This is a genomic window from Anabaena sp. CCY 0017 (assembly GCF_963920885.1).
In the GTDB taxonomy this organism is placed as follows: Bacteria; Cyanobacteriota; Cyanobacteriia; order Cyanobacteriales; family Nostocaceae; genus Nodularia.
In genome coordinates, this window is record NZ_CAWUDG010000018.1 from 1 (window position 1) to 12,475 (window position 12,475).

Here is a 12,475-nt window from a genome sequence, read left to right on the forward strand (position 1 = left end):
TTATTGGCGATCGCTCTTCAAGTAGGGTCATCTCACAAAATCGCGTTGCTCCCGATGGCGAATGCGATTTTGATGCAAGATGGACAGCACTGTGAGCATATCCTCAGCCTGAGATTGCTGAATAGTAATCACTGGGTGGATCATGACTTCCGCGATGGTCATCTCAGATAAGTCCACACCTGTAGCCGTGAGCCTAGCTACATCCCACTCTGTAAAAATCCCTACTAGTTTTTCTTGCTCAACTACCAAAACATAACTAGCTCTTTCCTGCGTTGTAGGTAAATCCTGATTACTGTCTCGTGCTTGACTCATTAAGGCGATCGCATCAATTACACGAGTATCAGATGTCACAGTTAAAGGGAAACAATAAATGATATTCTTGAGAGTAGGCAATTCCAGAGACACACAATTAGCTAAGGGTTCAATTCCTGGTATAAGGTTCATATAGCAAAAATAAAAATTCAAAAGCTTGCTGTGAATTGGTTTGAGAGTTTTGTCATCTCCTAACCGTCTTGGCGGTTGTCATACTTGCGATATTTTCTCAATGTTAGAAAAATTCTAATTATTCACTAGAAATTGACCGAATTTAAATATGCTTTTTCTTAAACCCTTGTAGAGAGGTTCCATAAAACGTTGCTAAAGTCTTTATCGGAAATGTCTACTGAGTTACAGGCTAAACTTCAAGGTATTTACTATTTAAATTATTTTTTTTGGAGATAATTCGGTAATTATATGGTTGTTTCTGTTCCGATCATAATGATGTGGTTATATATTTTGTGTAGATTTACATAAACTTTTATTAAGTGATTATTTGAATGTTGCATATATAAGGAAAGATAGAAAAAATCGGAAAAATTTAACTAAAATTGCCTTTGTACTTATGACATCTCTTCGAGCCACTGCAAAATACTAGCTTTGCTTTCTAATAAGCCTTTATATATAAGTGATGGCGATGTCATAGACTCAATTGCAGCACACAATTTAGACCGCATCACTGGGTCTTGTTTAATCACGCCACAATCTTTAAAATAAGTCCGAATGGTAAACAGTGCCGCTTCATACTTCGGTAGTCCCCAAATCACTTGTCTCTCAATTCGCAGGTAAAGTTGGGGATGTTGCGGGTCAAAACTTCTACCTTGCCATTGATTGACTGATACACCAAACGGCGGTTGAGGATGATGATTCAGACGGGTATCGGTACTCAAACCCCAAGCAAAACGCACCATTGGTGTTTGCTCAATCATTGTATTCACAATCGCATTTCCCCGTAGATTGATTTTTTCCATTCCGGCGACAGGTGCATGAATCGCTGCGAAGTTTTTACCAATTTTGGCCTCGGCTGACCAATGATTAGGGTAGCACAAATGCACAGCACTTAACCAATTACTACCATCCTCAGAACGAGAAATCACTGTAATATCTTCTTGGATTTGTGCGGCTAAAGCATCCAGGGTTGAGGCGTAAGGGGGAATAACTGAACTACCTTGGACTTGCTGTAATTGCCAATCTGCATTTAAATACAGAGTTTCTTGAGTTAGTCGGCTATGGAATTTGAGCGTGTTGGCTATTTTTTGACAGTCAAAATATTGCGGGTGTTCTTGAGTGAGACGTTCAATTATTAAACAAGCGATCGCACCTGCTACAGCCTGAGAATAGTTGCAGGTCTGATAATATTTACTCAAACTTTCCCCACGAGCTAAAATTTTATTTTGGCGGTAATGGGTAAAATGATCATCAATTTGGAACACCTGTTGATCAGCTTCACCATTACCCAAGCAGCAGCCAAAAGGCATCATTCCCGGCTTGACTTCATAGCGTCCATTGCTCAAGGGGAAATAACAAGCTGGACGATTATCAGGTTTCACTGTTAACTGTTAACTGTTGACTGTAAACTGTTAATGCCATGCGTGTAAAGGTGCAATATCTTTGGTGAAAGTTTCGATAATTCTTGGCGGTGCTGCTGATATTAAAACACTGGGATAAACTGCTGCACCCCAGAGAGGATGAACCAACACACGACATTTATTTTTAAGCACTGGATAGTTGAGTAAGGCTTTCACAACTGCGGTGTCATTGTGGGGAATTTCCCCCGGATGAGAAAGTAAAGGATAGCCAGTGCGAGGATCAATTAAGTCTGTTAAATAGCCGATATCCCGCAATTGAAATGCTAAGTCAAAGCCAAACCGCATAAACTTTTCCCGCAGGCGTTCTTTCTCCATTTCGATTTCTGGCGTACTTTTTACGAGTGGATAAAGTGACTGCTGTAAAACAATTACAACCCAGAAACCAGGTTGATTTTTCCAATCTGGTAATATCCGTTCGCAGTTGGCACAGATATACTGACTGGGGGAATGAATGGAAATTTGCACCGCTTGTCCTGTTTCGCCAACCAAATTAATAGGACAGCCTTGCTCCGAAGTGTAAACTGGGGAATAGTTCACCATATTAATTCGGCTTTTGCAAGTTTTACATTGAACTCTTTGTATGATAATAACCCTTAAAAGTTCCTAAATATCATCAAGTTTCCCTAAAATGTGAGGTTTCTTAAAAGTTTTTGTGTAGGAATCGTGATTTTTTCCAATTAATATTTATGCTTTATTAACACATACTTAGTTATTGCGCTACTATAACTACTGAGTTTTACTGAATCAACAGCAAAAAATTTAAGGCGCATTATTATCCCAAAATTTATTGTGGAGAGGTCAGAGATACCTGCTAAACACCAAGGACAGCCAAAATAAGCAAAGTCCACCTCCGTGGACTAATGAAAAAATAGGATTTTTACAGGTATTTTCAGGTAAATAGACCACACGGTAGGGGCGCAAGGCCTTGCGCCCCTACGACAGATGTGCTTCCAATACTAGGTGCTAAGGGTTAACGAACAGATATAGCGGTATGTACTGCACATAAAATACATCATAGCCCCCTCCTCGCTTGCCTACGGTGTACACACAAGTAGTATCTGCAAGGGTTTCAAGGTTTCTAGACCCTTTTAACTGTCATTACGTTCGCGGAGCGTGGCGTTAGCCATACGGAGCGATAGCGGAGTGAAGTAATCGCAAAAACCACGGGACTATGCGATTGCTGAGTCGCAAGGCGACACGCTACGCGGTAAGCGTTCGCGTTAGCGTGCCGGAGGCTCTAGCTATGCCGAAGGCTTTACGTCGTTCCTCCTCTCTGCGAGACGCTACGCGAACGCAATGACAGGCGTTCGGGATAGATCCTATAGCTTAGAACTAGACAACGAAACCAAGCGTTAGGTAGGATTTTCAGGCTTGTGTGTACACCGTAGCCTCGCTTGCGGGGAGGGGGTTGGGGGTGGGGTTCTTGTATCTTACTTAACTGATAACCGCTATATATCACACTCAATAATCCATCGCACCCGTGAAATTGGGGATGCGCCACGCTAAAATCATGTTAACAGAACAAGGAAACACAACAACTAATATGCGTAGCTATCAAAACTTTATTAATGGTAAATGGGTTTCTGCAAATTCTGGAGAAACTTATGAACGGAAAAGTCCATTAACTGGAAAAGGAATAGTTCAAATACCTTGGAGTAATAAAATAGATACAGAGCAAGCAATTCAAGTTGCCAGACAGACATTTGACAGTAATAGCTGGTCAAAATCTCCTGCCCGCATTCGCCACGATATCTTACGGAAAACAGCAGATTTACTCAGAGCCAAAGCTCCAGAGATTGCCCAGACACTTTGTGAAGAAGTAGGCAGACCCATTGGCATTTGTTTTGGTGAAGTACAAATTGCTGCTGACGTATATGATTATTTTGCAGCTTTAGCGCTCAATATTCATGGTGAATCCACTACTCAATATGTCAATAATGCCATTGGTTTAACAATGTATGAACCTGTGGGTGTAATTGGCATTATTACACCGTGGAATTTTCCTTTATTACTAGTTTCTTGGAAAATAGCCCCTGCCATAGCTGCTGGTTGCACAATGGTAATTAAACCCAGTGAATTTACTCCTTCTAATACTTTTATCCTAGCAGAAATTCTTGCCGAAGCTGGTTTACCTGAAGGTGTAGTTAATATTGTCACAGGTGATGGACCTATTGTGGGAGAATGTTTAGTTGAGTCACCTTTAGTTGACAAAATTGCCTTTACTGGTTCAACTGCTGTTGGTAAACAAATCATGGCAAAAGCTGCACCAACTCTAAAACGAATTAGTTTAGAATTGGGAGGCAAAAGTCCAAATATTGTCTTTCCAGATGCTGATTTAGCACAAGCTGTAAGTGGGGCATTATTTGGAATTTATCTTAACAGTGGTCAGGTTTGCCAAGCTGGTTCTCGTTTGCTGTTGCATGAATCAATTAAAGATGAATTTATGCACCAATTAATACCTGCAACCAAAACTCTGAAATTAGGCAACCCAAACGATGAAACAACCACGATGGGGCCAGTAATTAACGAGCGGCAATTTCAGAGAATTCAAAGCTACATTAAAACTGGACAAAGTGAAGGAGCAAAATTGCTCATTGGTGGAAGTGAACGCTATCAAGTTGAGGGTTTTGAACAAGGATTATTTATCCAACCCACTATTTTTGATAGTGTCTCTAATGAAATGGTAATTGCCCAAGAAGAAATCTTTGGCCCTGTCTTGTCTGTGATAACTTTTAAGGATGAAGACGAAGCCCTGCAAATAGCTAATAATACGATGTATGGCTTAACAGCAGCCGTGTGGACAAAAAATATTGATATCGCTCTTTCGGTAGCTAAGGGAATCCGGGCTGGTACTGTCTGGGTTAATACTTACCACGCTTCTGGACTGGAACCATGTATGCCTTATGGTGGCTATAAACAAAGTGGTATTGGTCGAGAAGTAGGACACCAAGGTTTAGAAGAGTATTTGGAAACGAAATCAGTTCACATCAAATTGGCAGAATAAAAGGATATCTGTTGAGTACAACCCAAGTGGCTTTGAGAAATCAGCAATTTCCTAATTTCGTAACCTCCTTGGAGGTTGCTATAATTAATCAAGTTTGAGCGCATTCACCGGTACTTCATCCCAAGAACTAACTATCCGCAATTGTGCTATCCAACCGGATGACTTTTGACTAGCGGTTAAATTTCCTTGAAAGGACTCATGACAATCTTGGGCTTGTAACTCATCACAACAAGCAATACAGGCATAAATCATCCCAGAAGGATCTATTTGCTCATTTACCCAAATTTTCATCGATATATCCTCTAAATTTAAACAATGAACGCTGACATTGTAATTTTAGGATACTACTAAGGGTGAGGATTTAACAAGTTCTTATTCAGCTAGGAATTCTAAAACCGTAGCATTGAATTCTTGGGGACATTCAAGATGGGGATAATGACCACAAGAATCGAAAATGTGTAATCGATTATTCAGTAAAGCTTCAGCTGCAACATAAGCATGAGAAACAGGCAGAATACGGTCTTGTTTACCCCAAATAATTAGTGCTGGCGCTGTAATAGTTGCAAGTTGCTTAACTATGGCTGAAAAAATTGCCCGCCGCACACCAAATAAGTTTAAATTTGTCCGTGCTAATTGAGCCAATGCTTTGTCTCTATGAGGAATCATCATAATTGGATAACGAATTTTATTCCATTCTTGTGGAATTAGTGTCGAATCATAAACATCCACTGTTAATATTGACCCAATCATCTGGGGGTTAGGACGGAAAAAATGCAAAGCAAAGGGTAAAGTTGCTAAACGAAGTCTCAGGATAATTTCTTTACCTAGCCCAAAACTGCCTATAAGTATTAACTTTTCTACTTGCTGTGGAAACATTAAGGTAAACTGGATAGCAGCAGCACCTCCCATTGAGTTTCCCGCTAGGGTGGCTCGTTCAATATTTAGGGTATCCATGAAGTTTTTGATAAATTCGGCTTGGTAGGTTAAGGAATAAGAAGCTGATGGTTTATCAGAAAGACCAGAACCCACCATATCCACAGCATATACACGGTGATGTTGCGCTAAAATATGAATGTTATATAACCAGAATTCTACAGAACCCCCAGCACAATGAAGCAAGATAATAGTTTTTCCTTTGTCTCCTAATTTCCAGTAGCGAGTATTGATGTCACCGATTTTAATGTATTGGTCTGGCGGTATATTTGTCAGCATGATAACCTCTGACTAAAAAAGAATTGCTGTTGCTATATTTAGACATAAAGAAGTAAAGCTTTTATCTGATGGAGAAATTAACTATATCAATCCGATTTGATTATTGAAGAAATCTAAGTATATGTAGGGTGTGTTTCATAAATCAAATAGGAGTCCTATATATCATGATTTTTCTTGTAAATAGCTGGTGAGCATTTTACCTAGTAATTCACATTGTTCACGCAAGTCAATTGTTTGAACACCCCAAAGTTTTGCTAAAATCAACCCATCGATAAAGCTCAAAACAAAGGAAGCTAATACTGGATCTGGAATTCCTAAAAAATCATAAACTGCTTGCTGATACCTTTGTTTTACACTTTGAAATACCGGACTATTGGCTATTGTTTCTTTGTCGTGATGCTGATAAAAATCAACCAAGATATAAGTTTGATTAATAAAGTAATCTTGATTTTTAACTAAATATTTTCCCATCGCAGTCATTGTTTCTGAAAGTGTTTCTACTCCTTTGATTTCCGCCAATGCTGAACTGATATCTTGCTGACTTATCTCCTCGACTAATTGCTCAAACAAAACCTGTTTGCTAGGAAAATAATGATATAGCGTACCAGTAGAAACATTTAAACTCTCAGCAATTTGTCTCATGGTGAGCGCACCGTAACCTTTTTGGGCAAATAAATCAAAGCACTTGCTCAGAAGTTCTTTACGGTATTGCTCATGGTCAACTATTTTTGGCATATTTTTATATCGAACAATCGATATTTTTAATATATCACAAGGTTTACTGGAATACCAGTTCCCTATTCCCTATTCCCCAGTCCCTTTTTTAAGGAATTACTAAAGGAGTTGTGTACCCCTCCGGTGCTAGAGTGTAAGATGACCGAGAATAACGGGATACAAGCCCAGTCCTTCTACGGCTTTCTGGTAAAATCGGAATATAGTCGCCTTATGGCATTGGGAGACTTTAAACGGACGTGGAGGGATAGTCAGACTATCTTGGGAGCATCAACCCGAAGAAGCGTCAAGGAATCCTCGGACTTTGGGACGAGGAGGTATGTCAAATTGCATAATCTTATGTCTTCCCAGACCCTATCTGAAATCTTCCTACAAATATTAGGCGCAGCATGGTAACAACAGCAGAAAAAACCAACATTGGCTACATCACCCAAATCATTGGCCCAGTTGTAGACGTTAAATTTGCCGGTGGAAAACTACCCCAAATCTACAACGCCTTAACTATCAAAGGTACCAACGAAGCCGGACAAGAAATCAAACTCACCGTTGAAGTACAGCAGTTGCTGGGTGACAACCAAGTGCGAACTGTGGCGATGAGTACCACTGACGGCTTAATCCGTGGTCTGGAAGTTGTTGATACAGGCGCTCCCATCAGCGTCCCAGTTGGTAAAGTTACCTTGGGACGGATTTTCAACGTTCTAGGCGAACCCGTAGACAATCGCGGCCCTGTGAATGCGGAACAAACCTTACCCATTCACCGCCCTTCTCCCAAATTCACTGACCTAGAAACCAAACCTTCAGTGTTTGAAACTGGGATTAAAGTTGTTGACCTTCTCACCCCCTATCGACGCGGTGGTAAAATTGGTCTATTTGGCGGTGCTGGTGTTGGTAAAACCGTCATCATGATGGAATTGATTAACAACATCGCTACACAACATGGTGGTGTGTCAGTATTTGCTGGCGTGGGTGAGCGCACCCGTGAAGGTAATGACCTTTACAACGAAATGATGGAATCTGGGGTAATTAACAAAGATAACCTCAACGATTCCAAAATTGCCCTAGTTTATGGTCAAATGAACGAGCCACCCGGAGCCAGAATGCGGGTTGGTCTGTCAGGCTTGACTATGGCTGAGTACTTCCGTGATGTAAGTAAGCAGGACGTATTGCTGTTTGTTGACAACATCTTCCGGTTTGTCCAAGCAGGTTCTGAAGTATCAGCGCTATTGGGACGGATGCCTTCAGCAGTAGGATATCAGCCTACACTAGGAACCGACGTAGGTGCGTTACAAGAACGGATTACCTCGACTACAGAGGGTTCCATCACCTCGATTCAAGCGGTATATGTACCTGCGGATGACTTAACTGACCCCGCACCTGCAACTACCTTTGCTCACTTGGATGGAACCACAGTATTATCTCGTGGTTTGGCTTCTAAGGGTATTTATCCCGCAGTTGACCCACTAGGTTCTACCTCCACCATGTTGCAGCCAGAAATTGTTGGTGATGATCACTACAGTACTGCTCGTGCTGTACAGTCAACTCTGCAACGTTACAAAGAACTTCAGGACATTATCGCCATTCTCGGTCTAGATGAATTGTCTGAAGAAGACCGTTTGATCGTAGCACGGGCGCGGAAGGTTGAACGCTTCTTGTCTCAACCGTTCTTCGTAGCAGAAGTATTTACCGGTTCTCCTGGTAAGTATGTGAAATTGGAAGACACCATCAAGGGCTTTAAAATGATTCTGTCTGGTGAATTAGATGCTTTACCAGAGCAAGCTTTTTACTTGGTGGGCGACATTAACGAAGCGATCGCTAAAGCTGAGAAGATGAAAGGATAGGCTCAGTGAACAGTTATCAGTGAACAGTGATTCAGAAAAAAAGTGATAACTGTTCATTGATAATTCAATGACCGATAACTGATAACTGACAACTGACAACTGAAAAATGACTCTAACCGTTCGTGTAGTTTCCCCAGATAAAACAGTATGGGATGCTGTAGCTGAAGAAGTAGTTCTACCTAGCACTACAGGTCAGTTAGGTATCCTTAGTGGACACGCACCGATGTTGACAGCTTTAGATACAGGTGTGATGCGCGTCCGTGCTAGCAAAAACGAAGATTGGCAAGCGATCGCTTTATGGGGTGGCTTTGCTGAAGTTGAAGAAGATGAAGTGACCATTCTAGTGAATGGTGCTGAACGTGGCGACGCGATTAAACTTGAAGATGCTCGTGCGGCTTACAACGAAGCGCAAACACGGCTAAATCAAGTGACCCCAGGAGAAAAGCAAGCCCAAATTCAGGCTACCCAAGCCTTTAAACGCGCCCGCGCTCGCTTCCAAGCGGCTGGCGGTGCTGTCTAAAATTTTACTTGCATCTCAATTTAATAGGGTGAGCTGAAAGCTTACCCTATTGTTTTAAAAATGCTGAGTAAACTTGATACCTCTTAATTACGAATTACGTTCGCGTAGCGTTTCCGATAGCGCAGCGTGGCGTTAGCCATAGGAAATATTACGAATTACGAATTGCCAATTGCCAACATTGTTGCGCGATCGCCCAGTCTTCTTGAGTCCGAATTACTAATACCCGCACAGATGAGTTAGCTGTGGCTATATCTTGATCAATCGGCTGTTGCTGATTTTTGGATGGGTCAATTTTTAATCCTAAAAAGCTAAAGGCTTCACAGGCTGCTTGGCGTATTCCTGGGGATTTTTCCCCTATACCTGCGGTGAATACTAAAGCATCTAATCCGCCCAAACTGGCTAACATGGAACCAATCCCAGACCGTAAGTGATGCACATACATATCCCAAGCTAGTTGAGCGCGATAATTACCTTGGGCGATCGCCGCAATCACCTGGGGTAAGTCGCTGGATACACCCGAAATTCCTCGTAAGCCAGAACCTTTATTTAATACATAGTCTAGCCTTTCCGCAGAGTAATTCGATTGGCGCAATAAATAAATTAATATTCCTGGGTCAACGGAACCGGAACGGCTACCCATCATCAACCCATCCAGGGGAGTGAATCCCATAGTAGTATCAATACTGCGTCCATTTTTAATCGCTGCTAACGAGCAACCATTCCCCAAATGACAGGTAATTAAACGCAAGGATGCTAAATCTCGGTCGAGGATTTGAGCCGCACGATTTGAGCAATATTGATGACTAATACCATGAAAACCATAACGGCGAATACCTTCCTCTACCCACTCATAAGGGCCAGGATAGATGGCTGCGGCATCCGGGAGAGTGGCATGAAATCCAGTATCAAACACTGCTACTTGGGTGACATCTCCCAAGCTTTGCTCAATGGCTTCTATCCCTTCTAAAGCAGCTGGATTGTGTGCTGGAGCTAGACTAGATAATTTGGCAATTGTCTGTTTCACCTCTTCGGTGATTACCACACTTTTTCTGTATTCCTGACCACCATGTACTACACGATGCCCCACCATATCGATTTCTGAAAGATGTTCGATTACCTTAGTAGCACCACGAGTCAGGGTGTAGAGCATATAAGCAACGTGTGCGCGTCGCGAGTCGCCATAAATTGATTCTTGCAGCGTTTCACCCGTAGATGTTTTCACTTCAATTTCTGCCACACCCCGGTCTTGAGTCCAGTTAACTTTTCCTGACCATAGCGGCTGGGGTGCGACCGTTGGTAAACAATTATCTGCAATTTCATACAAACAACTTTTTTGGCTACTAGATCCAGCATTTAGAACTAATACTTTCATTACATTTACCTGTTTGACGTTTGTGAAATGTTAACTATATGGTTGCTAATTTTCAGCTATTAAATAAACTAAGTACCGCTAATTGAAGAAGGGCAAAAAGTGAAAAGATTCCACAAGCTATATTCAATTACAATCTTGCTATTTGCCTTCATCTATCCGCCTGCTATGGCTGAAGCTAAAGATAGTAATGTAGATAATGTTCTTCAGCAGCAGAATGTAGAACTAGAGGCAAATTTAGTAGAGGTAGATACCAATACCAGCCCCGAAGTTTTGCTAGCGCACCATCATCGGCGACACTATCGCCGCAGACGCACCAGACACCGCCACTATAATCGTAGAAGACGTAATCACAGAGGGCATTACAACCGAAGAAGATATCAACGTATTAATTATCGTGGGCCATACTATCGTCGTGGACGGTGGCATAAAGTGCGCGATCGTCATGGTAGATTAATGTATGATTGGCGAAGATATTAAATCAGTGAACAGTTATCAGTTATCAAGGCATAAGGTGGGGGACTTAAACCCCATTATGTCTCTTAACTGATAACTGATAACTGATAAAGCACGCACAAAATAGGGGATGAGATGAGCAGGTTGAGGATTTACTCAACCTTTAATACTGCTCAAATAGTGCCTTAACGGCTGGCGATCGCTTCACTTTCAAGTTTCGCTAGTCGCTCTGCTAATAGTTTTTCTAGAGCAACTAATGCTTTGGTAAAGCCATCAATACCTTCTGCTAGTTTGTCAGATGCCATGCGGTCAGCAGCGTGCATCTTGTCATAGGTAGCTTTATCAATGGATATCTTTTTGATTTCCATGTTTGCTACTTTAGCAGGATCAAGTTTGCGTGGCAATTCTCCCTGAGTTGCTTGCAATTCAGCTAATAGTCCGGGAGAAATGGTCAGCAGGTCACAACCAGCCAGTTCGGTAATTTCGCCAATGTTGCGGAAGCTAGCTCCCATAACTTCGGTTTTATGTCCGAATTTCTTGTAGTAGTTGTAAACTGTGGTGACAGATAATACACCAGGATCTTCGGCGGCTGGATAGCTATCGCGTCCAGTATCTTTTTTGTACCAGTCGAGAATCCGACCGACAAAGGGAGAAATTAAGGTAACGCCGGCTTCTGCACAGGCGATCGCTTGGTGAAGACCAAACAACAATGTTAAGTTACAATGAATACCTTCTTTCTCAAGAATTTCCGCAGCGCGAATGCCTTCCCAAGTGGTGGCAATTTTAATTAGCACGCGATCGCGATCGACACCAGCCGCCTTGTACTGAGCAATCAATTCTCTGCCTTTGGTCACAGTAGCTTCAGTATCAAAAGACAAACGAGCATCTACTTCTGTAGAAACACGACCAGGAATAATTTGTAAAATCTTCAACCCGAAAGCCACTGCTAAACGGTCAAAAGCCAAAGTCACGATATCTGCTTGGCTAGCAGCAGCACCAGCATCTTTCTTCGCTTGGAGTAAAGTTTGATCAACAATTTCCTGATATTCCGGCATCTGTGCAGCCGCAGTAATCAGAGAAGGATTGGTAGTAGCATCTTGGGGTGTAAACTTCTCAATCGCCTTGATATCACCTGTATCCGCCACCACAACGGTCATTTGGCGTAATTGTTCTAGTAAAGTTTTAGACATATTTTTCTCCGTGAGTTGTGCTGGTTTCGGACGTACTTAATTCCTTACTTGTTTACACTCTTGACTGTTCCTCAGAATTCCGATTTTGGCAACTTTTCTTAAACATTGCCCACATTGGCTAGCTAAAATTAACCACAGCCCTATTTTAGGTGCGTTATGGCAAAATTGGCTGTCCAATGGAATGCACTTTAATTAAATCGGTTGTTCCCAACTTAGCCATTTCTCATGTAGAGACGCGATTTATCGCGTC

Annotated in this window: 12 protein-coding genes; 4 read left to right on the forward strand and 8 right to left on the reverse strand. The window is 41.8% G+C overall.

The annotated features are described in order from the left end of the window. Positions 1–27 precede the first annotated feature (27 nt). The 3 genes from ACM0OW_RS18830 to ACM0OW_RS18840 all read right to left on the reverse strand — a co-directional run bounded on the left by ACM0OW_RS18830 (position 28) and on the right by ACM0OW_RS18840 (position 2,444). On the reverse strand, positions 28–444 hold the full coding sequence (locus tag ACM0OW_RS18830; protein ID WP_414551680.1) for a CBS domain-containing protein: 417 nt from the start codon (positions 442–444) through the stop codon (positions 28–30). 434 nt (positions 445–878) lie between these two features. Continuing rightward, positions 879–1,865 carry a heme-dependent oxidative N-demethylase family protein gene (locus tag ACM0OW_RS18835; protein ID WP_414551681.1) on the reverse strand — a complete coding sequence of 329 codons (987 nt, stop codon included), beginning with the start codon at positions 1,863–1,865 and terminating at the stop codon, positions 879–881. A 30-nt stretch (positions 1,866–1,895) separates the two neighbouring features. Next, the gene (locus ACM0OW_RS18840; protein ID WP_414551682.1) at positions 1,896–2,444 is read right to left on the reverse strand and encodes a methylmalonic aciduria and homocystinuria type D protein; all 549 of its coding nucleotides are present in this window, start codon (positions 2,442–2,444) and stop codon (positions 1,896–1,898) included. Between the two features lie 970 nt (positions 2,445–3,414). Here ACM0OW_RS18840 and ACM0OW_RS18845 point away from each other — a divergent pair. After that, on the forward strand, positions 3,415–4,908 hold the full coding sequence (locus ACM0OW_RS18845) for an aldehyde dehydrogenase family protein (RefSeq protein ID WP_414551683.1): 1,494 nt from the start codon (positions 3,415–3,417) through the stop codon (positions 4,906–4,908). An 84-nt stretch (positions 4,909–4,992) separates the two neighbouring features. Here ACM0OW_RS18845 and ACM0OW_RS18850 read toward each other — a convergent pair whose 3' ends face one another. The 3 genes from ACM0OW_RS18850 to ACM0OW_RS18860 all read right to left on the reverse strand — a co-directional run bounded on the left by ACM0OW_RS18850 (position 4,993) and on the right by ACM0OW_RS18860 (position 6,855). Next, on the reverse strand, positions 4,993–5,199 hold the full coding sequence (locus tag ACM0OW_RS18850; protein WP_414551684.1) for a glycogen debranching protein: 207 nt from the start codon (positions 5,197–5,199) through the stop codon (positions 4,993–4,995). Positions 5,200–5,280: 81 nt separating this feature from the next. Beyond that, positions 5,281–6,120, reverse strand: a complete 840-nt coding sequence (locus ACM0OW_RS18855) for an alpha/beta fold hydrolase (RefSeq protein ID WP_414551685.1) — start codon at positions 6,118–6,120, stop codon at positions 5,281–5,283. A gap of 162 nt (positions 6,121–6,282) precedes the next feature. Beyond that, entirely contained in the window at positions 6,283–6,855 is a 573-nt protein-coding gene (locus ACM0OW_RS18860) for a TetR/AcrR family transcriptional regulator (RefSeq protein ID WP_414551686.1), read from the reverse strand. Between the two features lie 386 nt (positions 6,856–7,241). Here ACM0OW_RS18860 and atpD point away from each other — a divergent pair, with 386 nt between their 5' ends. Both atpD and atpC read left to right on the forward strand, forming a co-directional pair. Continuing rightward, entirely contained in the window at positions 7,242–8,690 is a 1,449-nt protein-coding gene (gene atpD / locus ACM0OW_RS18865) for a F0F1 ATP synthase subunit beta (protein ID WP_414551687.1), read from the forward strand. A 106-nt stretch (positions 8,691–8,796) separates the two neighbouring features. Further along, on the forward strand, positions 8,797–9,210 hold the full coding sequence (atpC, locus tag ACM0OW_RS18870) for an ATP synthase F1 subunit epsilon (protein WP_414551688.1): 414 nt from the start codon (positions 8,797–8,799) through the stop codon (positions 9,208–9,210). A gap of 148 nt (positions 9,211–9,358) precedes the next feature. On the opposite strand, the gene ACM0OW_RS18875 is transcribed toward atpC, so the two are convergent. After that, entirely contained in the window at positions 9,359–10,582 is a 1,224-nt protein-coding gene (locus ACM0OW_RS18875; RefSeq protein ID WP_414551689.1) for an acetate kinase, read from the reverse strand. A gap of 135 nt (positions 10,583–10,717) precedes the next feature. Here ACM0OW_RS18875 and ACM0OW_RS18880 point away from each other — a divergent pair, with 135 nt between their 5' ends. After that, the gene (locus ACM0OW_RS18880; protein ID WP_414551690.1) at positions 10,718–11,059 is read left to right on the forward strand and encodes a hypothetical protein; all 342 of its coding nucleotides are present in this window, start codon (positions 10,718–10,720) and stop codon (positions 11,057–11,059) included. A gap of 161 nt (positions 11,060–11,220) precedes the next feature. Here ACM0OW_RS18880 and ACM0OW_RS18885 read toward each other — a convergent pair whose 3' ends face one another. Continuing rightward, entirely contained in the window at positions 11,221–12,225 is a 1,005-nt protein-coding gene (locus ACM0OW_RS18885) for a transaldolase (RefSeq protein ID WP_414551691.1), read from the reverse strand. Positions 12,226–12,475 lie beyond the last annotated feature (250 nt).